The 22,121-nt window shown below is 65.7% G+C and carries 23 protein-coding genes; 12 read left to right on the top strand and 11 right to left on the bottom strand.

What is annotated here, in order from left to right; genetic code table 11:
* Positions 1 to 12: 12 nt before the first annotated feature.
* Positions 13 to 477, bottom strand: a complete 465-nt coding sequence (locus tag ACO06X_RS16720; RefSeq protein WP_421837333.1) for a hypothetical protein — start codon at positions 475 to 477, stop codon at positions 13 to 15.
* A gap of 15 nt (positions 478 to 492) precedes the next feature.
* Positions 493 to 1,191, bottom strand: a complete 699-nt coding sequence (locus tag ACO06X_RS16725) for a hypothetical protein (protein ID WP_421837334.1) — start codon at positions 1,189 to 1,191, stop codon at positions 493 to 495.
* Between the two features lie 170 nt (positions 1,192 to 1,361).
* Between ACO06X_RS16725 and ACO06X_RS16730 the strand changes: the two genes are divergently transcribed.
* Positions 1,362 to 3,551, top strand: coding sequence for a PQQ-binding-like beta-propeller repeat protein (locus ACO06X_RS16730; RefSeq protein ID WP_421837335.1), 2,190 nt, complete (start codon positions 1,362 to 1,364; stop codon positions 3,549 to 3,551).
* A gap of 66 nt (positions 3,552 to 3,617) precedes the next feature.
* Here the strand turns inward: ACO06X_RS16730 and rsmA are convergent, their stop codons facing one another.
* The 4 genes from rsmA to ACO06X_RS16750 all read right to left on the bottom strand — a co-directional run bounded on the left by rsmA (position 3,618) and on the right by ACO06X_RS16750 (position 9,379).
* Complete coding sequence (gene rsmA, locus ACO06X_RS16735) at positions 3,618 to 4,445, bottom strand: 16S rRNA (adenine(1518)-N(6)/adenine(1519)-N(6))-dimethyltransferase RsmA (protein WP_421837336.1); 828 nt, start codon at positions 4,443 to 4,445, stop codon at positions 3,618 to 3,620.
* The gene (pdxA, locus tag ACO06X_RS16740) at positions 4,442 to 5,464 is read right to left on the bottom strand and encodes a 4-hydroxythreonine-4-phosphate dehydrogenase PdxA (RefSeq protein ID WP_421837337.1); all 1,023 of its coding nucleotides are present in this window, start codon (positions 5,462 to 5,464) and stop codon (positions 4,442 to 4,444) included. The genes rsmA and pdxA overlap by 4 nt, the downstream gene beginning before the upstream one ends.
* Positions 5,465 to 5,511: 47 nt before the next feature.
* Complete coding sequence (locus tag ACO06X_RS16745; RefSeq protein ID WP_421837338.1) at positions 5,512 to 6,897, bottom strand: peptidylprolyl isomerase; 1,386 nt, start codon at positions 6,895 to 6,897, stop codon at positions 5,512 to 5,514.
* A 181-nt stretch (positions 6,898 to 7,078) separates the two neighbouring features.
* A complete protein-coding gene (locus ACO06X_RS16750; RefSeq protein ID WP_421837339.1) occupies positions 7,079 to 9,379 on the bottom strand; it encodes an LPS-assembly protein LptD in 2,301 nt (766 codons plus the stop codon).
* A gap of 101 nt (positions 9,380 to 9,480) precedes the next feature.
* On the opposite strand from ACO06X_RS16750, the gene ACO06X_RS16755 reads away from it, so the two are divergent.
* From ACO06X_RS16755 to ACO06X_RS16780, 6 genes are all read left to right on the top strand, one after another.
* Positions 9,481 to 10,950, top strand: coding sequence for a leucyl aminopeptidase (locus tag ACO06X_RS16755; RefSeq protein WP_421837340.1), 1,470 nt, complete (start codon positions 9,481 to 9,483; stop codon positions 10,948 to 10,950).
* 12 nt (positions 10,951 to 10,962) lie between these two features.
* The gene (locus ACO06X_RS16760; RefSeq protein WP_421839935.1) at positions 10,963 to 11,106 is read left to right on the top strand and encodes a DUF2256 domain-containing protein; all 144 of its coding nucleotides are present in this window, start codon (positions 10,963 to 10,965) and stop codon (positions 11,104 to 11,106) included.
* Entirely contained in the window at positions 11,103 to 12,329 is a 1,227-nt protein-coding gene (locus tag ACO06X_RS16765; protein WP_421837341.1) for a M24 family metallopeptidase, read from the top strand. Before ACO06X_RS16760 ends, ACO06X_RS16765 begins: the two co-directional genes overlap by 4 nt.
* Positions 12,330 to 12,331: 2 nt before the next feature.
* Complete coding sequence (locus ACO06X_RS16770; protein ID WP_421837342.1) at positions 12,332 to 12,769, top strand: DNA polymerase III subunit chi; 438 nt, start codon at positions 12,332 to 12,334, stop codon at positions 12,767 to 12,769.
* An 83-nt stretch (positions 12,770 to 12,852) separates the two neighbouring features.
* Positions 12,853 to 13,275 carry a nucleoside-diphosphate kinase gene (ndk, locus tag ACO06X_RS16775; RefSeq protein WP_067908053.1) on the top strand — a complete coding sequence of 141 codons (423 nt, stop codon included), beginning with the start codon at positions 12,853 to 12,855 and terminating at the stop codon, positions 13,273 to 13,275.
* A gap of 73 nt (positions 13,276 to 13,348) precedes the next feature.
* The gene (locus tag ACO06X_RS16780; RefSeq protein ID WP_421837343.1) at positions 13,349 to 13,588 is read left to right on the top strand and encodes a hypothetical protein; all 240 of its coding nucleotides are present in this window, start codon (positions 13,349 to 13,351) and stop codon (positions 13,586 to 13,588) included.
* A gap of 17 nt (positions 13,589 to 13,605) precedes the next feature.
* On the opposite strand, the gene ACO06X_RS16785 is transcribed toward ACO06X_RS16780, so the two are convergent.
* Genes ACO06X_RS16785 through purM form a run of 4 tightly spaced genes read right to left on the bottom strand, consistent with a single transcriptional unit; the run spans position 13,606 to position 17,923 of the window.
* Positions 13,606 to 14,601, bottom strand: coding sequence for a hypothetical protein (locus tag ACO06X_RS16785; protein ID WP_421837344.1), 996 nt, complete (start codon positions 14,599 to 14,601; stop codon positions 13,606 to 13,608).
* A gap of 48 nt (positions 14,602 to 14,649) precedes the next feature.
* The gene (locus ACO06X_RS16790; protein ID WP_421837345.1) at positions 14,650 to 15,894 is read right to left on the bottom strand and encodes an MFS transporter; all 1,245 of its coding nucleotides are present in this window, start codon (positions 15,892 to 15,894) and stop codon (positions 14,650 to 14,652) included.
* Positions 15,831 to 16,769: a phosphoribosylglycinamide formyltransferase gene (purN, locus tag ACO06X_RS16795; protein ID WP_421837346.1), complete on the bottom strand. Its 939-nt coding sequence runs from the start codon at positions 16,767 to 16,769 to the stop codon at positions 15,831 to 15,833. The genes ACO06X_RS16790 and purN overlap by 64 nt, the downstream gene beginning before the upstream one ends.
* 47 nt (positions 16,770 to 16,816) lie before the next feature.
* Positions 16,817 to 17,923, bottom strand: a complete 1,107-nt coding sequence (gene purM / locus ACO06X_RS16800; protein WP_421837347.1) for a phosphoribosylformylglycinamidine cyclo-ligase — start codon at positions 17,921 to 17,923, stop codon at positions 16,817 to 16,819.
* 110 nt (positions 17,924 to 18,033) lie between these two features.
* Between purM and ACO06X_RS16805 the strand changes: the two genes are divergently transcribed.
* The 5 genes from ACO06X_RS16805 to ACO06X_RS16825 are packed head-to-tail and all read left to right on the top strand — an operon-like array spanning position 18,034 to position 21,468.
* Positions 18,034 to 19,317, top strand: coding sequence for a heavy-metal-associated domain-containing protein (locus tag ACO06X_RS16805; RefSeq protein ID WP_421837348.1), 1,284 nt, complete (start codon positions 18,034 to 18,036; stop codon positions 19,315 to 19,317).
* 2 nt (positions 19,318 to 19,319) lie between these two features.
* A complete protein-coding gene (locus ACO06X_RS16810; protein WP_421837349.1) occupies positions 19,320 to 19,946 on the top strand; it encodes an HdaA/DnaA family protein in 627 nt (208 codons plus the stop codon).
* A 42-nt stretch (positions 19,947 to 19,988) separates the two neighbouring features.
* Positions 19,989 to 20,723 carry a serine O-acetyltransferase EpsC gene (epsC, locus tag ACO06X_RS16815; protein ID WP_421837350.1) on the top strand — a complete coding sequence of 245 codons (735 nt, stop codon included), beginning with the start codon at positions 19,989 to 19,991 and terminating at the stop codon, positions 20,721 to 20,723.
* Between the two features lie 41 nt (positions 20,724 to 20,764).
* A complete protein-coding gene (locus ACO06X_RS16820) occupies positions 20,765 to 21,097 on the top strand; it encodes a DUF2794 domain-containing protein (protein WP_421839936.1) in 333 nt (110 codons plus the stop codon).
* Between the two features lie 56 nt (positions 21,098 to 21,153).
* Complete coding sequence (locus ACO06X_RS16825; protein WP_421837351.1) at positions 21,154 to 21,468, top strand: hypothetical protein; 315 nt, start codon at positions 21,154 to 21,156, stop codon at positions 21,466 to 21,468.
* A gap of 1 nt (position 21,469) precedes the next feature.
* Here ACO06X_RS16825 and ACO06X_RS16830 read toward each other — a convergent pair whose 3' ends face one another.
* Positions 21,470 to 22,117, bottom strand: a complete 648-nt coding sequence (locus ACO06X_RS16830; protein WP_421837352.1) for a DUF4328 domain-containing protein — start codon at positions 22,115 to 22,117, stop codon at positions 21,470 to 21,472.
* Positions 22,118 to 22,121 lie beyond the last annotated feature (4 nt).

The raw sequence follows: 22,121 nt of genomic DNA on the forward strand, positions 1-22,121 counted from the left end.
GTGCGACAATCGTCAAGGTTGCTCCACTTCCACCGAAATCCGGCATGCGCCAAAAATCTGGGATTCATCGGAGCTGCGGAAACTAAAGCCGATGTAGATCGCATAAGTCCCGCTCTTCACAAATATGCGCTGAACACCATGCTCAGTAAACCCGGTCGCAGTTCGGATCGGAATATCGATTTTATCAAGCCTGGATAGGGTGCTACTTTCAAAAATATAGCGTCTCTTATTTTTTGTTTTCTTCGCAAATATGTAATCAAAGGCTCTATCTTCAGTGTCGTATTCTATATGAATAGCGTCACCTTCACGGTATTTATTCATGTAAATGACGAGATGTTGTCCATCCTTCCGCTCTAGAATTTCACAGGACCGAACGGAGTTTTGATTACTCGCCAATAGGCCGGAAAAATCTTGGGACAGAGCCGACGCAACTGGCCCTGAACTAGAAAGAGCAGCGAGAGCGAAGAGGAGCGCCATACATGGTCCATCTGTTCAGAATGAGGCGTGAATGTGGGGTGGTATGCCCTCGTCGAGCGGTTTGCCACCATTGTTGCGGACCGCATTCCTAAGCGCATCCCTCTCCGTCTGATTCATATCACTAACTCTGAAGTCCAGACCCATTCCCAAGAGATGCTTCGAGATCGGACGACCCTGCTTCAAATGCAGATCAACTACCGCCGCCATGCCAGCCAGAATCTGGCTTTTTGATTTCCCGCTAGCGATTCCACCACGATACAATCTCGCCAATTCAGCACCTTGAGCACCCCTATAAGTCCTGAAATCGCCATACGAAAATTTGTAATAAATCCGTTCAGCCTGATCTATTGGCGTTCTCATGCCATCCGTGACAGTCAGTGTCTTACCGGTCGCAGCATGGTAATCCGCAGCGACAGCATCAATCTTGCGCCGGATCGCATCGGGAATCCTGACCGCGTCGCTCTTGGCTTTCCATTTCGGGGCGGTTGATCCGGTCTTGTCTGGCTTTCGCCCATAGACAACGATTTCGTGTGGATTCCCTTGTCCGCCCGGTCTGGTGGTAAACCGCCTGTTGGCCGGATCGTGATAAGGATTGAACTTTCGCTCGAAACTGAGCGCCATTTCGTTAGCGTCAAGCAAACGCCCTGTTCGTGGAAAATGCTCGAAGGTCAGCATTTCTGCGGCCTCGCGCAAAGTATCGTCGTTCGCGCGCATATTTGGACTCCTGACTGTCAGAGGGTGAACATAACAAGAACGTGTAAAATTCGCAATTGATTCTGATGCCATTTTCGATGGTTTCCGGTCCGATGACCTTGATTGCCGGACGGACCGTTCCGCGCGAAATCCGCTTGCTATCAGAGGCAATGGGAATGAGACTTTCCGCCATGGGAAAGTTTCATCTGCGCAGGCCCTTGCTCGGCCTGCTCTGTGCTTGCGGCCTTGCCGCGTCCTCGCTTCAGGCGGGCCTGCCCGAGTTTGCGGCAGCCACGCATCCCGTCGCAGGCGATGAGTGGCACTATGTCGGCGGCGATCCAGCGGGGACGTGGTTTTCCGCGCTTGCGGATATCAACGACAGCAATGCTGGGCAGCTCGGCTTTGCCTGGACCTATGACATGGGGACCGAGCGCGGGCAGGAGGCTACGCCGCTCGTTATCGACGGAGTGATGTATACCTCTGGCGTCTGGGGCATCGTCTATGCGCTGAATGCGGCGACGGGCGAGGTGTTGTGGACATTCCATCCGGGCATCGATCCGGCCTCGGCGCGCAATGCCTGCTGCGATACGGTGAACCGGGGCGTGGCAGTGCGGGACGGAGTGGTGTTCGTCGCCAGCGAGGACGGGCGGCTGCATGCGCTCGATGCGAAGACCGGCGCGGAGAAGTGGACTGCGGACACGATCATCGGCCGGGGCAAGACCACCTATACTTACGCCTCGACCGGGGCGGTGCTGCTGACGAGCGATGCCGTGGTGATCGGCAATTCTGGTGCGGACCTCGGCGATGGCTCGACGCGCGGCTATATCTCGGCGTGGGACATCAAGACTGGTGCATTCAAGTGGCGCTTCTTCACGGTGCCGCCACCGCCCGGCCAGCCATTTGAACACCCAGAGCTGGAGATGGCGGCGAAATCGTGGGGGGCAGGCCACGATGGCCGCTATCAAAACGGCGGCACGGTGTGGGACGGCCTTTCCTATGATGCCGAGACCGACCAGATCGTGTTCGGCACCGCCAATGCCTCACCCTATTCGCGGGTGAAGTCTGCCGCCGAGCGGCGCGATGACTTGTTCAACGCCTCGATCGTGGCGGTCAACGCGAAGTCCGGCCGGATGAACTGGTTTTATCAAGAGACCCCGGGCGATGCCTGGGACTACGATGCGACGCAGAAGTTCACTTTCGCCAATCTGCCCTTTGGCGGCGAGACCCGCCGGGTGGTGATGCAGGCGTCGAAGAACGGCTTTTTCTACACGCTGGACCTCAAGACCGGGAAGCTGCTGGCGGCGGACGCCTTTGCCTATGTCGACTGGGCCAAGGGCGTGGACCTGGCGACTGGCCGACCCGAGTTTACTGAGGTGGCGGACTATTCGGCCAAACCCAAGAACGTCTATCCCTCGTGGGCCGGGGCGCACACGTGGAACCCGATGTCGTTCAGCCCGCAGACGGGGCTTGTCTATATCCCGACGCTCGATGTGCCCAATGTCATGGTCAACCTGCCCGCCAACAAGGGCAAGCTCGATCACCTTGAAGGCTTCTTCAACGCCAACGGGATCATTCCGGATGATACCTATGACGAGGCGACGCTGAGCCGCCTGTTCGGCCCGATTCCGAGCAAGGCCGAGCTGCAGAAGGAGCGCGGCAAGACCAGTCTGGTGCGCGAGGTGCTGAAGGCGTGGGACCCGGTGGCGCGCAAGGTGGTGTGGGAGCAGGTCACCTCCGACGGCAATCGCGGCTATGACGGCGGGGTGCTTTCGACCGCCGGCAATATCGTGGTGCAGGGCCGCGGGGATGGCACCTTGCGGGTATACAATGCGAAGACTGGCGCGCAGCTGGCGTCGATCCAGACCGGATCGCATATCATGGCCGCGCCGATGACCTACCGGATCGGCGGGGTGCAGTATATCGCGGTGCAGGTGGGCTATGGCGGGGTGGGCATCAGCTATCCGCTCACCCCGGCGGACATTGCCTACAAGAACCGCAACACCAACCGCATTCTGGTGTTCAAGCTGGGCGGCGGGCCTGTGCCGCAGCCCGAACCGCGCCCCGATCCGCTGACCTATCCCGCGCCGCCCGCAAGCCGGGCGACCGCCGCCAAGATCGCGCATGGCGAAGCGAAGTTCACCGAGTTTTGCTCACGCTGTCACATGTTTGGCCCCGGCATCACGCCCGATTTGTCGCGGCTGCCACGCGAGATCCACGGGATGTTTGGCCAGATCGTGCTGGGTGGCGCGCTGGCAGGGAACGGCATGGCGCCGATGGGGGATATGGTCAGCAAGTACGATGTCGAGGCGATCCATGCCTATCTGATCGATACGCAGCGCAAGGGGTATGAGGCGCAGCGGAAGAAAGTGGTGGCGCGCTAGAAGACCCCTCCGTCAGCCCTGCGGGCTGCCACCTCCCCATTTGTGCTTTGCAAAAATGGAGAGGATCTATCTGGTGAGCGTGCGGGCGATGGCGACGAAATCGGTGACGGCGAGCGTTTCGGCGCGGCGCTGGGAATCGATGCCTAGCGTTTCGAGGGCCTCTAGTGCGCCGGGGAGGCCCTTGAGGCTCTGGCGGAGCATCTTGCGGCGCTGGCCAAAGGCGGCTTCCGTCACGCGTTCGAGCATGCGGGCGGAAACGCCTGCGGGCATTTCGGCAGGCTCGACGTGGATGATGGCGGACATGACCTTGGGCGGCGGGGTGAAAGCGCTGCGGTGTACGCGCATGGCGATGCGGGGTTTGCTGCGCCATTGGGCGAGGACGGCGAGGCGGCCGTAGGCATCGCTGCCGGGCGCGGCGATGATCCGCTCGGCAACTTCCTGCTGGAACATGAGCGTGAGGCTGCGCCACTGCGGCGGCCAGCTTTCGCCGGAGAGCCATCCGACGAAGAGCGCGGTGCCGACGTTGTAGGGCAGATTGGCGATGACATGCCACGGCGCGTCGAACAGGGTTTCGGGCGCGATCTTCGTGGCATCGCCTTCGATCACCGTGAGCTGGCCGGGAAAGGCCTCGGCCAGTTCGGCGAGCGCGGGGAGGCAGCGGCGGTCCATTTCGATGGCAGTGACGTTGGCACCCCGGCGCAGCAGCGCGCGAGTGAGGCCGCCGGGGCCGGGGCCGACTTCGAGCACGTTCTGGCCCTTGAGATCGCCGGGTACCATGGCGATGCGGGCGAGGAGCTGTTCGTCGAACAGGAAGTTCTGGCCAAGCGCCTTGGTGGCGATGAGGCCGTGACGCTGGACGACTTCGCGCAAGGGGGGGAGGTCGGGCGTGCTCATCCGGCGGCGGCTCTGCGGGCGGCGCATTCTCCGGCCATGCGGATTGCGGCGATGGTGGCACCGGGGCGGGCGAAATTCGTGCCGGCGATGGCGAAGGCGGTGCCGTGATCGGGCGAGGTGCGGATGATGGGCAGGCCGAGCGTGACGTTCACGCCCTCATCGAAATCGAGCACCTTGATCGGGATAAGCGCCTGATCGTGGTACATGCAGATCGCGGCATCATAGGTGGCGCGGGCTTCGGCATGGAACATGGTGTCGGCGGGCAGCGGCCCGCGCGCGTCGATCCCGGCGGCTTGCAGCGCAGCGATGGCGGGGGCGATCACGTCGCTGTCCTCCGTGCCCATGCGGCCATCCTCGCCGGCGTGAGGATTGAGCGCGGCGACCGCGAGGCGGGGGTGGGCTACGCCGAAATCGCGGGTGAGCGCGGAAGCCGCAATGGCGGAGCGGCTGCGGATGAGCTCTGCCGAGAGCAGGAACGGCACATCGCGCAGCGCGACGTGGACGGTGATGGGGACGACGCGCAAGTGCGGCCCGGCGAGCATCATCACCGCGTTTTCGGGGGTAATCCCGCAGGCTTCTGCCACGAATTCGGTCTGGCCCGGCTGGTTGAAGCCGATGCGCGCAAGGCGGCTCTTGGCGATAGGTCCGGTGACGAGCGCGGCGGCCGCGCCCTGCTTGACGAGGCTGGTGGCGACTTCGAGCGCGCGCAGGGCGAGCGCGGCACCGGCATCGTCGGGCAGGCCGGGCGTGTAACCGCAAGTGCCGACATCGAGCACGGGGAGCGCGTGGGGGAAGACGGCGGCGGCTTCATCGGGCGCGGCGATGGCGACGACGGGGATGGCGAGGCCCCGGCTGCGGGCGGCGGCTTCGATGAGATCGCGATTGCCCACCGCGAAGAACGGCGGGAGACCTTCTGCCTCGCGCTGGTCCCATGCGGCGGCGATCAGCTCTGGGCCGATACCGGCAGGATCGCCGAGGCTTATCGCCAGCGGCAGGAGCGGCGGTTGGGTGACGGTCATGCAGACGCCCTAGCAGAGCCAGGCGGTAAGCGAGAGGGTAATATGCCTCAGTTGTATTCGATCACCGCATCGCGGCGCAGATCGCGCAGGTAGGTCTGCGCGCGCTTGTTCACGCGGTCGTCTTCCATCTGCGACTGGAGCTGTTCGAAGTTCGGCCCGCTTTCGACCTTGGGGTCATCGCGGCCGCACAGCATGAGGACGCGCACGCCGTCTTCGATCGAGCCGAAGGGCGGGGTGGTTTCGCCCACCGAGAGCTTGAGGATCGTGTCCTGCAGCGCGGTGGGGAGATCGCGCACCTTGATCTGATCGTTGGCGACGACAGTCGCGCCGAGCGAGACGGCAGCCGCATCGGCCCCGCCGCAACCCTTGATCTCCTTGACCACCTTGGCAAATTCGGCGGCCTTGGCGGCGCCGTCCTTTTCCGTGGTGCCCTTGGGGAAGGCGATCGAGATCTGCTTGAGGCTGAGCAGCGCATCGCGCGGATCGGCGGTGAGGACCTGGCGCTTGTCGATCAGGTAGAGCAGCGAGTAGCCGGACGCGAGCTCGATCGGGCCGACGAGCTGGCCGGGCAGCATCTGCGCGGCGGGGGTGGCGAGTTCGGGCGGGAGCTGGGCGAGGCGGATCCAGCCGAGATCGCCACCGACCGAGGCGCTGGACGACTGCGAATACTGGCGCGCATAGGCGACGAAGCTGCCGCCGCCCTTCAATTGTTCGAGGATCTTCTGCGCGTTGGCGAGGACCTGCGGTTTGGTTTCCTGCGTGGCCGCGAGGTAGATTTCGCCGATGCGATATTCCTCGGTGCCCTTGGCGGCCTTGAGGCGATCCATCATTTCGCGCACTTCGCCGTCCGAAACGTTGATGAAGGGCTGGACGTTGCGGCGCAGCAGGCGCTGCCATGCGAGTTCACCCTTGATCTGGCGCTTGAGCGAGCCCGACGACGAGCCGATCGAGGCGAGGTACTTTTCGAGCGCAGCGGGATTCTGGCCGAAGTTCTGCTGGGCGACGCGGTTGAAGGTCTGGGTGACTTCCTCCTCGTCGATATCGACGTTGGCGGCCTTGGCTTCCTGGATCTGCAGCGTTTCGTCGATCAGGTTGCGCAGCACCTGAAGACGCAGGCGCTCCATCTCTTCCGGCGCAACCTTGCCGCCATTGGCGCTGACGATGAGCGCGAGGCGCTGGTCGACATCGGTGCCGGTGATGATCTCGCCGTTCACGATCGCGGTGGCGCGGCGCAGGTGCGGATCGGTCTTGCCGAAGATCACGGGATTGGCGGGCAGATTGAGCGCGCCGGTGCCAGAGAGGTCTTCCGCAGGATCGGGCAGGGTCTGCGCGTGGGCGAGCGTGCCGGAAATGGGAGCCGCGACAACCGCGAGGGCACCGAGGCTGAGTGCGGCGCGCGCCGAAACGGAAAGCAAACGAAACCCGGTCTTCATGGCAGTACGATATTCCTGTCTCTCGGCCCCATCCGGCTTGCGCGCCGAACGGTCCCCCCCAACGGTTACTGGGCCGCCACTCACTCGCATGGCTCGGCTGAACCCAAGGTGAGTGGCGCGGCGATAGCCCGATTGCAACGGCGATGGAAGCGAAACGGAGGAAAAATGGGAAGTTCGGCGCTCAGCGCACACCAAGGCCCTTGAAGGCGATGTTGAACTGGATCGTGCTGCCGCGCGTCGCATCGCCGTTGGTGATGTAATCGCGCCGCCAGGTGAGCGCGAAATCGAGGCAATCGTCGGCGTAAGCAAAGCCGAGGCGGTGGCGCAGCATCTGGAAGCCGTCCTTGGTCTTGGTCGGATCATCCACCTTGCTGGTGAGGTTGGCGACGGCCGAGCCGAACACCGACCAGCGCCGCGCAAAGGCGATACGACCGGAGAAACGGACTTCCTCACGGTCGCGCAGATCTTCGAAAGTCGCGGGAATATCGCGGTTGAGCCGGAGGTAGCCGACTTCGGCATAAGTGCGGTGGTTGCCGATCGTCGCATCGAATTCGTTGCGGCGCAGCTTCAGGCTGTCCTTGTCGAGCCGGAAGCGGTGGGTGAACTGCACGATATCGCGGAACCGGAGATCGGTGCGGCCGACGATATCGGACGCGCGCGAGGACAGGCCGGTGCCATCGGGCAGCAGGGTCTTTTGCGTGGAAAGCCGGTAGCTCTGGCCAACGGTGGTGGCAACCCGCCAGCCGGGCCGGGTGAACTGCCAGTCCGCACCATAAGTCACGCGCACGCCGTCCTCGATGCGGTCGTAACCGGGGAAGCGGTTGAGCGAGAAGAGGTTGGAATCCTCAAGCTCGACCGAGCGCGAATCCTCGTTGGGGATGGCGAGGTTGCGGATCTTGGGGATGGCGACGAACTGGACGCGCGGGGTGAACACTTGCGTGCCGCCGAGCGCGGAACCGATCAGCGGCCACTTGATATCGACCGCCGCGGTGGCAATGCCGCGCCCCTGCCAGCCGGGCAGGCCGCGGTAGAGCAGGTTGCTGGTGAGGTCGTTCTGCCGCGAGTGATAGACATCGCCGCGCGCGAGGGCGGTGAAGGTGATCTCCTGCCCCAGCCCGGTCAGCGTGCGCAGGTCCCACTGCGCCTTGGCGAAGGCGCGCTGCGTGTCCTGCCCGCCGGTCCGCGTGAGCGCGAGACTGTTGAGTTGGAGTTCGAGCATGCCGCCGATCGCGGGCGGGACGATGCGGCGGCGGTATTCGATGGCGGGAAGCGCGATCGGCACGAGGCCCTGCCGGTCACCACTGCGCAAAGTCTGCACGGCCCAGCCGGCGATGCTGAAATAGCTGTTCGCATCGATGCGTTCGAGATTGATGGTCGAGCGCAGGCGATCATCCCGGCTGATATCGTAGCGGCGCAGGAAGGTGCGATCGCTGGCGTAGCGGCCATAGCCGGTGAGGCTCCAGTTTTCCGAAAGCTGGAAGCGCCCATTCGATTCGAAATAGCCGCGAAACACCTGTTCTTGCGGATTGGCACCGGTCAGGGAACTGCCGCCGATATTGATGCGCGCGCTGCGGGTGAGATAGGCGGAGGCCTGAAAGGCGCCATGGTCCGTCAACTGGCGATAGCGGCCTGAGATCATCGGCAGCGCACCGGTGAAGATATAGCCGGTGAGCGCGAGGTCCTTGTTGTTGGCAAGGCGCCAGTAATAGGTGTCGCTGATTTCGGCGCCGTTGGCCGCGCTGAAGCGGAAATCGGGGATCAGCAGGCCGCTTTCGGCGCGGAAGTCCGAAGTGTGGGCAAGGCCGGGCAGCGGCAGGATCGGCAGGCCGAACACGCGCAGCAGCGCGCCCTTGTAGTGGACGCGCTGGTCCTTGGCATCGTAGGTGACGGCGACGGCGGTCACTTCCCAGCTCGGCCGTTTGGCGCAGCCGTCCTCACCCTCGACCGAGCAGCCGGAGAAGGCGGCATCGCGCAAGACCATATCGCCATTGGCGGCGCGCGTGCCGCTGTGCGCGGCAAGCCGCCCGCCCTGGCGCAGGACAAGCAGCAGATCCTCGACCGCACCGGCCTTGAGTTCTTCGGTCAGTTCGACCTTGTCGGTATAGAGCACGTTGCCGGCTTCATCGACGAAGCGGATGTTGCCGCTCGCCTCGATCACGCCGGTCTTGCGGTTCCATGTGACGACATCGGCGCGCACGGTCTGTTCGGCGCGGCGCAGGACGACATTGCCGGTTGCCGTCACAGTCTCGGCATCGCTGGCATACGTGACGCGATCGGACTGGAAGCGCACTTCGGCGGGTGGCTTGGCCGGTTGGCTTGCCTCTTGGGGCGGAGGCGGGACGTCCGCAGTTTGCGCGTTCGCAGGGGCGGTGCCTAGCGCCAGCACGCCCAGCACGGCCAAAGTGGGGCGAATGGCGGCGACGCAAGCTGGCCGCAAGCTTCGGGACAAGGCTTGCGGCAGGGGCCGCGCGGGGGCTCGCATGGCCTTGCCTATCGCACCGGTGCCGCTTAACTGCAAACCCACAATTCACCTTGCGCCAAGCTGAGCCTTGGGGTGTGCCCTTTTTCCGGCAGGAGCCTTGAATGATTATCGAATTCGCCGCAGCAGATGCAGCCACTTCCGGTTCAGGCCACCGCCTTGTTGCCCGCTTCGTGCCGCAGGGCGGGCTGCCCGCAGATGCCGATGTGCTGGTGCGGGGCGCTGCCGCCGCCGCGCGCTTTACTGGCAAGGCCGGGCAGTTGTTCGAGGCGCTGGTGCCGGCGGGCGACGGCGTGCAGCGGCTGGCCTTTGCCGGAATCGGCGAGCCGGGCGCGGCTGGGCGCACCGCGACGCTGGAGCGCGCGGGCGGCGGACTGACCGCCAAGTACCTGACTTCGGGCGAGACCGAGCTCGCCATCGACTTTGCCGGCAGCGGCCTCGGCGCTGAGGATGCAGCCGCCGTGCTGCTTGCGGCGCGGCTGCGTGCGTGGCGCCATGACGTCTATCGCACCAAGCTGAGCGACGAGCAGAAGCCCTCGCTGGCGAAGATCGTGGTGCTGGGCGCGCCCGAAGGCACCGAGGCCATCTGGGAAACCGAAGCCGCGATTGCCGAGGGCGTGGAGTTCACCCGCGAGCTGGTGACCGAGCCTGCGAACGTGATCTACCCCGCCAGCTTTGTGGAGCGTTGCAAGGCGCGGCTTGAGGGCACCGGTGTCGAGATCGTGGTGCTGGGCCTGGCCGAAATGACCGCGCTCGGCATGGGCGCGCTGCTGGGCGTGGCGCAGGGTTCGGTGCGCGAGCCCAAGATCATCGCCATGCGCTGGAAGGGCAAGGCGGGCGCGCGGCCGACGGCCTTCGTGGGCAAGGGCGTGACCTTCGATACCGGCGGCATCTCGATCAAGCCGGCGGCGGGTATGGAAGACATGAAGTGGGACATGGGCGGCGCGGCGGCGGTGGCCGGCACGATGCTCGCGCTGGCGCGGCGCAAGGCGCAGGCGGACGTGATCGGCGTTTGCGGCCTTGTCGAGAACATGCCCGATGGCAATGCGCAGCGGCCGGGCGATGTCGTCACCACGATGTCGGGCCAGACGGTCGAGGTGATCAACACCGACGCTGAAGGCCGCCTCGTGCTGTGCGATGCCGTCACCTGGGTGCAGAAGGAATACAGCCCCGCCACGATCATCGACCTTGCCACGCTGACCGGCGCGATCATCATTTCGCTGGGGCATGAGCATGCCGGCATGTTCGCCAACGACGATCTCCTGGCCGGGCAGCTCGATGCAGCGGGCAAGGCGAGCGGCGACAAGCTCTGGCGCATGCCCATCGGCCCTGCCTACGACAAGCTGATCGACAGCCCGATTGCCGACATCAAGAACGTGGGCCCGCGCTATGGCGGCTCGATCACGGCGGCGCAGTTCATCCAGCGCTTCGTGGACAAGGGCGTGGCCTGGGCGCACCTCGATATCGCGGGGACGGTGTGGGTCGACAAGCCCGGTGCGACGCACGACAAGGGCGCGACGGGCTTTGGCGTGCGGCTGCTTGATCGCTATGTGCGCGACGTGCTGGAAGCCTGATACGTGCCGAAGATGCGCCGCAAGGCGGACTTGCCGAGCAAGCTCTGCGCCGCCTGCGGCCTCCCCTTCACCTGGCGCAAGAAGTGGGAACGCGATTGGGACAACGTGAAGTTCTGTTCGGATCGCTGCCGCTCGGGGAAGGGGAAAGCGGCATGACTTGGTCGCGGCGCGGCGTGTTGGCAGGTGCGGGCGGCGCAGCAGCGCTGGCGATGGTACCGATGGGCGCGCGGGCGGCGGCCCCCGCCCGACTTGCCGATGCGGCGGTGCCGATCACCCCGGCCGAGCGCATGGCGCGCATCGCCAAAGTGCAGGGGCTGATGGCCGAGCAGAAGGTTGCCGCCCTGCTGGTGGAGAGCGGGAGCAGCCTGACTTACTTTACCGGCATCCGCTGGTCGCGATCGGAGCGGATCACGGCAGCGGTGATTCCCGCCAAGGGGCAGCCGATCATCGTCACGCCGTTCTTCGAGGCGCCTTCGGTGCGCGAGACATTGGCGGTGCCGGCGGATCTGCGCACTTGGCACGAGGATGCCAGCCCCTTTGCGCTGATCGCGGACGCACTCAAAGGGCGCAGCGGGCCGGTCGCTGTCGAGCAGACGACGCGGGCCTTCATCACCGAAGGGCTGGCGCGCGAGGGGCGGTTCGAAGTCGTTTCGGGCGCGGCGCTGGTCAATGCCTGCCGCCAGATCAAATCGCCTGCCGAACTGGCGCTGATGCAGATCGCCAATGCGGTGACGCTGGCCGCGCTGCGCGAGGCGCATGCTGTGATGCAGAAGGGCATGACGGCGCGCGACATCGGCAGCCTGGTGGGCGCGGCAACGACCCGCATGGGTGCGGAGAATGATTTCGCGCTGGTGCTGCTGAACGAGGCGAGCGCCTACCCGCATGGCTCCAAGACGCCGCAAGTGGTGCGCGAAGGCTCGGTCGTGCTGATGGACTGCGGGTGCGTGGTCGAGGATTATCAGTCCGACATTTCGCGCACGTTGGTTTTCGGTGAGCCGAGTGTGCGGCAACGCAAGGTGTGGGACACGATCCGGCGCGGGCAGGACATGGTGTTTGGCGCGGCGAAGGTGGGTACGCCGGTCAGCGCGCTCGATGCGGCGGTGCGCCGGTTCTATGAGGGCGAGGGCTGGGGGCCGGGCTTCGCGCTGCCGGGCCTTTCACACCGCGCAGGCCACGGGATCGGGATGGACGGCCACGAAAGCCCCTACCTCGTTGGCAATGACAGCACGCCGCTGGCACCGGGCATGTGCTTTTCCAACGAGCCGGGGCTTTATATCCCCGGTGAATTCGGGATGCGGCTGGAGGACTGCTGGGTGATGACCGAGCAGGGCCCGAAGAGCTTCACACCGCTTGCCCGTTCGCTCGACGATCCGATCTGACCATGCGGGTCGATTTCTACCAGCTTTCGCGCGATCCGGCGGAACTGGTGCTGCCCCGCCTTGCGCAGGGCACGCTGGGTGCGGGCGAGCGGTTGCTGGTGGTTTCGGAGGATGCTGGACAGCTTGGCCGGATCAGCGAGGCGCTGTGGACGCGCATTCCCGAAAGCTTCCTCGCCCACGGCATGGCGGGCGGAGAGCACGATGCGCGACAGCCGATCCTGCTTTCGCACGAGCCGCTGCCCGCCAACGGCGCGCGCTATCTGGCGCTGGCGGACGGCGTGTGGCGCGAGTTCGACGGCGCGTCGCGAGTCTTCCTGCTGTTTCCGCCCGAGCGGATCGACGATGCGCGGGCGACCTGGCGGATGCTTGGGACGCGTGAGGGGGCGGAGCGCAAATATTGGCGGCAGGAAGGCGGCAAGTGGCTGGAAGGGCCGCGCTGACGCCCACAACCTTGCAGCGCAGCAATTTCCCCGCTAGTGGCGCGGCCAGCCAAAAGCCTCCCATAAAACGCAAGGAACATCCCATGGCGGTTACCCGCACCTTTTCGATCATCAAGCCCGATGCCACGCGCCGCAATCTGACCGGCGCTGTCACCAAGATGCTCGAGGAAGCCGGCCTGCGCGTCGTTGCCTCCAAGCGCATCCACATGAGCCGCGAGCAGGCCGAGGGCTTCTATGCCGTCCACCGCGAGCGTCCGTTCTTCAACGATCTGGTCGAGTTCATGATCTCGGGCCCGGTCGTGGTGCAGGTGCTGGAAGGCGAGAACGCCATGCAGCGCAACCGCGACATCATGGGCGCGACCAACCCGGCGAATGCCGAGCCGGGCACGATCCGCAAGGAACTGGCCGAATCGATCGAAGCCAACACCGTCCACGGTTCGGATTCCGACGAGAACGCCGCGATCGAGATCGCCTACTTCTTCAAGCCGGAAGAAATCGTCGGCTGATCTGCCAAGCGCAGGTTGCTATAGCAGGGGCCGCCGGAGTGATCCGGCGGCCCTTTGCGTTTCGGGAGAAGTTATGTTGGGGATGGGGGACGGGTCGTGCCCGTTCGAGTTCAATTTCGATCCCGCCACGTTCAAGGTGGGCGATCATGTGAGCTACCGCGTGACGGGGAGCCTCGAGGGCATGCCGTTCGTCGGCACGCTGCTCGAGGTGCATGATGACCACGTGGTGATCTCGCCGGGCGAGAGCGATCCCGATGCGCGCTATCGCGGTACGCGCGAGGATCGGCCGGTGGTGGATATCAGCGAGATCTAGGCGGCGGCCGGCTGCGATCAGGACCCCGTTGCCGGGCAGTCGGGAGCCATCTTTGCAAGCTCGGCAAGAATGTGCGGCCGGGCAGTGGCCTGATCCCAGCGAGCCAGTTCGGACAGGGTCCGGCCTTCGCCGAGGCCTTTGGCAACCAGGTAGCCGACATAATAGCCAGCGCGCTGGGGCAGACCGGGCAAGTTGCGACCACCGTTGAACAGCGCGGAATAGTCGTTGCCTTCTTCGGACATCACGCGCTGCCGCACGGCACAGACGGCGGCCACGCGGTTTGCGTCGATCTGGCGGCGCATATCATCCGTCAAAAGCAATTCGCTGTTCGTGGCACCAGGATTGAGCTGATCGGCGACGTACGTTGCGAGACCTTCCTCCCACAGCGCGCACCACAGCGGCTTGCACTCGGCGAAGCGCGGCTCGTGATAGGTGTGGAATAGTTCGTGCTCGAAAAACGGTCGCTCGTTGGCATTGTCCTTGTGTACCTGGGCGATCACATCGGCGCCGAAGACGAGCACGGTCTTTCCGCCAATCTCGCGCGTACCCCCATCCATCTCGCCGAGGCTGTGGACGAGATAAATCGGCGGGAGCGCGCCAGCGTCAGGGAAAGTGCGGGCAAAGTCGCGGATTGCGATCGCGAATGCGGCTGGCAGGGCCGCCGCTCGCGCCGTGAATTTCTTCTCAATCGCCGGAAAGTCTTCAAACGACCTTGTCACCCACGAGTCGTACTTCGCTGCCGGAACATCAAGTCGCGTCTCGCTGTAGAAGCCGGGGAACCTCTTTTCCATCAACTGCTTGAACTTCGCCACGCGCAGCGGCGCGGGTTGACCTTCGGTCTCGTGGTAGAAGCGTGTGTACTCGCCGGTCAGATCGATGATCGCCGGCGGTGCGGGTGCGGGCTTAGCCGCCAGCGCGCTCGTGACAGAAAGGGCGGCAATGCAAGCGATGCTGGTGAGGAGCGAACGGACCATGGAGCGAGCATAGTTTGCTGCTGACGAAGCGTCGATCATAGAACAATCCGATCTGGCGGGGCGGTACAGAGACCAACCCCATCGGCTTCAGGTCGCTGCGGGCTGCCGCGCGTACCAGCGGTCCAGCATCCGGGCCATGGCTGCGATGGCGGCAAGGCCGAGCAGGATGGGCAGGTGGAAACCCGCGCCGCTTGCCAGCAGGGCTGCGGCGGTGAGGCATGCGGCGGAGCAGCCGAGGTCCCAACCGCCTTCGGTCGCCATCGAGAAGCGCAGCACGCAGGGGCTCTGCCGCGCCATCGCGTAGAGCGGGGCGAGCATGGCGGTGCTGGTCATCGGCACGACGAGCGCGCCGAGCGCGGTGGCCGCGACGGCGAGGAGCGGATGGCCAAGCGCGGTGCCCTTGGCGGCAAGCGCGAGTGCGGCAGCGCCATAGGCGATGACGAGCGAGTGGCGTGGGTGCCCGCTGTCGATCAGGCGGCCGACGAGCAGGCTGCCGGCGGCGGCGGCAAGTCCGGCGGCGGCCATCGCGGCGCCGAACTGGTCGAAATGCTCGCCCAGCGTAGCGAACAGCGCGAGGTTCCAGATCACCACCGAGCAGCCCGCGTGGAAGCCCTCACCCAGATAGAGGCGGCGTGCGTAGCTGGCGACGCCGGGTTCGAGCACGGCGGCAGGGTCGATCGTGGGATTGGGCGCGCCGAGGAGCGGCAGGGCGCTGGCGAGTTGCAGCACGGTGATCGCCGCGAAGGCAATTCCCGGCCCGCCATGCGCAAGGAGCAGACCGCCGAGCGCAGGGGCGGCGATGCCCACCAGCGCGCTGGTCGCCTGCTGCACGCTGATCTGCTGGCCGCCGCGCCCGGTGTCGGTCAGCACGGGAAGGAAGCCGTGCCATGCCGTCCAGTAGAGCACGCTGCCAAGGCCGCTGACGGCGAGGAAGAGCGCGAGGAGCGGGCCGACTTCGTGGACCAGCGGGAGCAGCGCGAAGCTGACCGCGCGGACGGCGATGCCGATCAGCAGCACGTTGCGCACGCCGAAGCGCACCGCCAGCGGCAGGACAAGGCCGCGCAAGGCAAGGCGCGAGAGGACGATCAGCGCGAAGCTGGCGAGGGCCGCCGGGAAGGAAAAGCCGCGGCTGACGAGGAAGCCGGCGATGAAGATGCCGCCGCCTGCTTCCACAAACGATTGCAGGGCGGAGTGGACATAGAGCCGATGCAGCGGGGAAAGCGAGGTTTTGGGCATTGGCGGCTCCCGCAGCCGGGGCAGGGCTGCGATCAGAATTCCATCATCGCCGCAAGCTTGCGCGGCGCCACGGCCAGCCACGAGCGGTGCAGCCATTCGGATATGTCGTCCCAGTCAACGTCGCCGAGGTCAAGACGAATACCTATCCACCCATCGCCGAAATAGGCCGGGCGGAAGAAGCGATCGGGATCGCTTTCGATGAGCTGTTCCTGCTCGTCGACTCCGCTGATCTTGACGAGCAGGGCGACTTTGCGGTCGCCGTGGTGGTCGGCGCTGACCCAGGCGAACTTCTTGCCTTTGACAATGCCGAAGCAGGCCATGCCGTGGCTCAGGCTTTCCTCGGCTTCGGGAAGCTGCATGGCGCGTTGGCGCACCTGTTCGGTAAGCCAGGCGGGATCGGCTTCGCGCGTGACGAATGCGGCAAGGCAGCGGGCGTAGAGCTGGTGTTCGGCGAAGAGGACGCGGGCTGCGAGGCTGTCTGGCGTATCGCCGGGGAGGATCGCGACCGGGATCTGGCCGAGGATCGGGCCTTCATCGAGATCGGCGGTGACGAGGTGGACGGTGCAGCCGGCATGGCTGTCCCCCGCCGCGATGGCGCGCTCGTGGGTGTGGAGGCCGGTGTACTTGGGGAGGAGCGAAGGGTGGATATTGACCATCCGCCCTTCCCAGCGCGCCACGAATTCGGGGGTGAGGATGCGCATGTAGCCGGCGAGCGCAATCCACTGCGCACCAGCGCGGCGGACCGCTGCTTCCATCGCGGCATCGTGCTCGGCGCGGGGGACGCCTTTGTGGGGGAGGACGAAAGTGGGGACGCCTTCGGCTGCGGCGAGCTTGAGGCCGCCGGCCTCGGGGTTGTTGGAGAGCACGATGACGATCTCGAACGGGCACTCCGGAAGGCGGCTGGCATAGAGCAGCGCGGCCATATTGGTGCCGCTGCCCGAGATGAAGACGGCGACTTTGGCGCGGGTCATCCTCTTATCCTCCCTATTTTTGCGCAGCACAAATGGGGAGGATCAGGTTAGCCGACATGCACCGCTTCCCACGGGGCGCGGGCGGACCACGCCTCGGCGCTGCCGAAGACAGTGCAGCCCTTTTCGCCCGCGACTATCGTGCCTATCGGGAAGGCAGTTTCGCCAGCGGCGGTGAGATCGGCGATGAGCGCGGGAGCCTCGTCCGCAGCGACGGCGAGGACCATGCCGACGCCGCAGTTGAAGGTGCGGGCCATTTCCTCGGGCTCGATCTGGCCTTGCGCCTGGAGGAAGGCCATGAGGCGCGGCTGTTCCCAGGCATCGGCATCGATGCGGGCGTGGAGGCCCTTGGGCAGCACGCGGGGCACGTTTTCGAGGAGCCCGCCGCCGGTGATGTGGGCCAGCGCATGGATGCGACCTGACCGGATGAAGGGCAGCAGGCTCTTCACATAGATGCGGGTCGGCTCGATCAGGTGATCGATGAGGAGGCGCTCGTTGTCGAACAGGGCGGGACGGTCGAGCTTCCAGCCTTTGTCTTCGGCGAGGCGGCGCACGAGCGAATAGCCGTTGGAATGCACGCCCGAGGAAGCGAGACCGATGAGGACGTCGCCTTCTGCAACGCGATCACCCGTAAGCTGCTCGCCGCGTTCGACCGCGCCGACGCAGAAGCCCGCGAGGTCGTAATCACCCGGGCCGTACATGCCGGGCATTTCGGCGGTTTCGCCCCCGATCAACGCGCAGCCCGCCATGCGGCAGCCTTCGGCAATGCCGGCGACGACGCGTTCGGCAACGCCGGTATCGAGCTTGCCGGTGGCGAAATAATCGAGGAAGAACAGCGGCTCCGCGCCCTGCACGATGAGATCGTTGACGCACATGGCAACGAGATCGATGCCGATCGCATCGTGCCGGTCATGATCGATCGCGAGCTTGACCTTGGTGCCGACGCCATCATTGCCCGCAACCAGCAGCGGGTCCTTGTAGCCCGCCGCCTTCAGGTCGAAGAACGCGCCGAAGCCGCCCAGTTCGGCATCGGCGCCGGCGCGCGCGGTGGCGCGGGCGAGGGGGCCGATTGCCTTAACGAGAGCGTTGCCGGCGGCGATGTCTACCCCCGCCTTGGCGTAGGAGTAGGACTGCGGAGTTTCGTCGGTGGAAGCCATGGGGCAGCCGCCTAGCGCTTTCCCGCTTGGATTTCCACTTGCCTTTGGGCAAAAGCGCGGCATTCGAGAAAAGATGCAGCGCAAGGCCTGCGTTCCCAGATGGAGTTCCCTTGGCCGCCCTGCGCTCGCCCTTCCTCAACCTGACGTTCCTGCCGGACCTGAGCCGCCGGGCGCGGCTTGCGTTGCTTGCGGGGCTCGGCCTGCTGCTCGCGGGCGGGGGCGCGGCGATCTATGCGCAGATCGAGGGCGACCGCGGCATCGCGCCGATTGCCAGCAATGGCGATTTCGAGGTGAGCGGGATCGAGGTCAACACCACCGGCAAGACGGCAGAAGAAGCCCGCGCCAACGGCTGGCGGCAGGCGCAGCGGCTGGCGTGGGAAAAGCTGTGGAAGTCCAACGGGCTGGGCGGCGGTGCGGCCCCCGCGCTCGATGACGGCACGATCGACGGCATGGTTTCCGCCGTGGTGGTGGGGCAGGAACAGATCGGCCCGCGCCGCTATATCGCAACGCTGGGGGTGATCTTCGACCGCACGCGGACGAGCGGCTACCTCGGCATGCAGGGCCAGATTGCGCATTCGGCGCCGCTGCTGGTGATCCCGGTGCTGATCGAAGGCGGCGTCACTTCGGTGTTCGAGACGCGCACACCCTGGCAGAAGGCCTGGGCCGAGTTCCGCACCGGGGCGAGCGCTATCGACTATGTGCGGCCCAATGGCGCGGGCGCGGATTCGCTGCTGCTGACGGCGGGGCAGATCAGCCGCCGCAGCCGCAACTGGTGGCGGCTGGTGCTCGATTCGGCTGGCGCTTCGGATGTGATCATGCCGATCGCCAAGCTGGAGCGGAGCTGGCCGGGCGGGCCGGTGCACGGCACGTTCACTGCGCGGCATGGGCCAAACAACACGTTTATCGGCAGTTTCGAACTGACGGCGCCGAGCGAGGACAAGCTTCCCGCGATGCTGGCGGAGGCGATCACGCGGCTGGACGGCCTCTATGCCGGCGCGCTGGCGGCGGGGCAATTGGCGCCCGATCCCTCGCTTTCGATGCGGCCCGATCTCGATCCAGCACTGGTGGCAAGCATCGTGGCCAAGCTGGGGCCTGCGCCTGCCGCGCCGACGGTGGTGGCCGGGCCTGACGCGGTGGCGACGGCTGCGGCCGTGCCGACCACGATTGTGACGGTGCAGTTCGTGACCCCCGATGCAGCAGCGGTCGATGCGGGCGTGAGCGCGGTGCGCCGGGTCGACGGGGTCAAGGAAGCGGCGACCACCAGCCTTGCCATGGGCGGCACTTCGGTGATGCGCGTAACCTTTGCCGGCGATATCGATGCGCTTGCGGCCGCCTTGCGCGCGCAGGGCTGGCGCGTGACTCAAGGGGCGGCCGCGCTCAGCATTCGCAAGTAAGTATGAGCCAGATCGCGCTACCCCTCGTCACGGCGACCACCGCCGAGACCGTGCTCACCGGCCCTTCGCTGGAGCCGGTGCTGGCGCTGCTGGCCGGCGCGGCCGACTGGCCCTATCGCGCCGCCGTGCTGGCGGGGCCGCCGCGTTCGGGCAAGAGCCTGCTGGCGCGCTGGTTTGCCGCGAGCGGGCTGGGCGATGCGCTCGATGATGCCGACGCCCTGCCGGAAGATGCGGTGTTTCACCGCTGGAACCGCGCGCAGACCGATGGGCGGCCGCTGCTGATCGTTGCGAACAAGGCGCCGGGGACGTGGCAGGTTGTGCTGCCCGATCTCGCCTCGCGGCTGGGCTCGGCACTGATGATCGAGATCGGCGCGCCCGATGATGACCTGCTCCTCGCGCTAGTGGAGAGCCATGCGGCGCGGCGGGGGCTGGCGCTGGGTGAGGCGGTGCTGGCCTATCTCCTGCCCCGGCTGGAACGCAGCCATGCCGCCGCCGAGGCACTGGTCGAAACAATTGATCGCCTGTCCCTTGAGCGGAAGGCCGCCGTCACCATATCGCTGGCACGCGATGCCTTGGCCGAGCGGGTGCATGGTGTGCCCGAGGCTGAACGGCAACCTAGGCTTCTCTAGGCGCGCTTGCTTTAAATGCGCAAAAGGGGGAAAAGCGCGGCCATGTTCGAACGCCTCACCGCCTATCTGGACTCGATCCGCGCGCGCGATCCCGCGCCGCGCTCGCGCTGGGAAATCCTGCTTTATCCGGGGCTTCACGCCGTCGGCCTGCACCGCGTGGCGCATTGGCTGTTCGTGCGCGAGATGTTTTTCCTCGCGCGCTTCGTGAACCATCTGGCCCGCTTCTTCACCGGGATCGACATCCATCCGGGCGCGAAGATCGGACGGCATCTGTTCATCGACCATGGCTTCACCGTGATCGGCGAGACCGCCGAGATCGGCGACAACGTGACGATCTACCAGTGCGTGACGCTGGGCGGGACCAATCCGGCCAATGGCGTGCCCGGCAAACGCCATCCCACGTTGAGCGACAACGCCATCATCGGTTCCGGCGCGCAGATTCTCGGCCCGATCACCGTGGGTCCGCGCGCGCGCGTCGGTGCCAACGCGGTGGTGACCGAGGATGTGCCCGAAGGCGCGACCATGGTCGGCCTCAAGGCGCGGTCCACGCTGGTGCCGGTCGAGACCTGGCTCAAGGACTTTATCCCTTACGGCACGCCCTGCAAGGAGCCCTGTGCGCCTCTGGGCGAACCGACTGGCGGGAGCCGGGTGGACGAGCTGGAAGCCGAAGTCGCGCTGCTCAAGGCGCAAGTCGCCGCACTGCTCGAACGGCAGGATGAGAACACTGGTGCGCCCGCGCCGGTCGGCGGCGGCAATCGGCGCAGGAGCCGCAGCTGAGCGTGCAGGGCGGCGCCGATGCGGGCGGTCCTGGCCCTTCTGTGCTGCCATTCCCGCAAAGCCGTACCGAGCCGCAAGTCGGCTTTGAACGGCCCGAACTCATGCGCATTCTCGATCTCTATGGCCGCATGGTCGCCGCTGGGGAATGGCGCGACTATGCGATGAGCTTTGGCAAGGATGCGGCGAGCTTTGCCGCCTTCCGCCGAACGGCAGAACGGCCCACGGCGCGGATCGAGAAGCGCCCGGCACTGCGAGCCAAGCAGGGCATGTGGACGCTGTTTGGCGAGGCCGGGCAAGTGCTCAAGCGCGGGCATGAGCTGGCGGGGGTGCTTTCGGTGCTCGAGCGCAAGCTGCTGAAGATCGTCGAGGATTGACAGCCAATCCCTTCGCCCACCGACGACAAGGCGCGGCGGGGAGTCGGGGGCATCTGGTGCATTTGATGCGCGCGGCGGGACTGTTCGGCGTGGCGGCGCTTGCTGCTTGCAACGCTTCGACCGCTGCTCGGAAGAAGGCCGACGAAGGCACTCCGGTCCTGCGGGCCGTCTACCGCGATGCGGATTCAAGGATGGTGCTGATGTTGCCCGAGAAAGGGCAGCGCGCGGTTCTGCGCGGCGATTGTGCGGCGCCGTTGCTGATCGATGCGCGCACCGGGGCGGTGCGGGTGCTGGATGAGGCCGAAGTGCAGGCGCGGCTGCGCACGATGCAACTGGCCGGGGCAACGCGCGGCGCGTGCCCGGCAGGGTAGCTCAGTCGAACACGCCCGAGGTCCGCACCAGGGCCTTCTGGCTGCGCGTGATCTGCAGCACGACCTGAAACAGCATCACGGCGGAGGCCAGCAGCAGCACCATGCCAAGTCCGCCGATGATCATGATGAGAGCTGGCGAAGTGATCACCCGCACGCCGGGCAGCGTGTCGAGGCTCAAGGTCATCAGGAAGACGGCCTGGAACAGGGCTCCACCAAGGAGGCATGACCACCAGCCCGTGATCGCGGTGACTTCCTGTTCGGCCTGGTACTGGTCTTCGCCCGCGCTGCGGTTCCACAGTTCGCGCATCGCACGCCTCGGCACGACGAAGTTGGCAAATGGTACCAGCCAGCTGCCGGTCGCCCAGACAGGGCTGTAGCGCAGATCCGGAATGCCGAGATCGCGCAGGTTGGCATGTGCGCGCCAGACCCAGACCAGTCCGGCGAGGAGGACGAGCACGAGCGTCGGGGTGCTGAAGATGAGCGCGGCGACCAGCGCGGCACCGAGCCGCACCATGCCATCTAGGTTGTTAACCAGCACGGCACCCGCTCCGAACGCGATCAGCGTGGCGCCGATGTAGAGCGTGAGTGCAGTCTGCAGCAGGAGCGCACGCCAGCGCAGGGCGGCCATGAGACGATCGTGATCCGTCATGACC

It is taken from the genome of Novosphingobium sp. (assembly GCF_965229225.1).
Taxonomy (GTDB): domain Bacteria; phylum Pseudomonadota; class Alphaproteobacteria; order Sphingomonadales; family Sphingomonadaceae; genus Novosphingobium.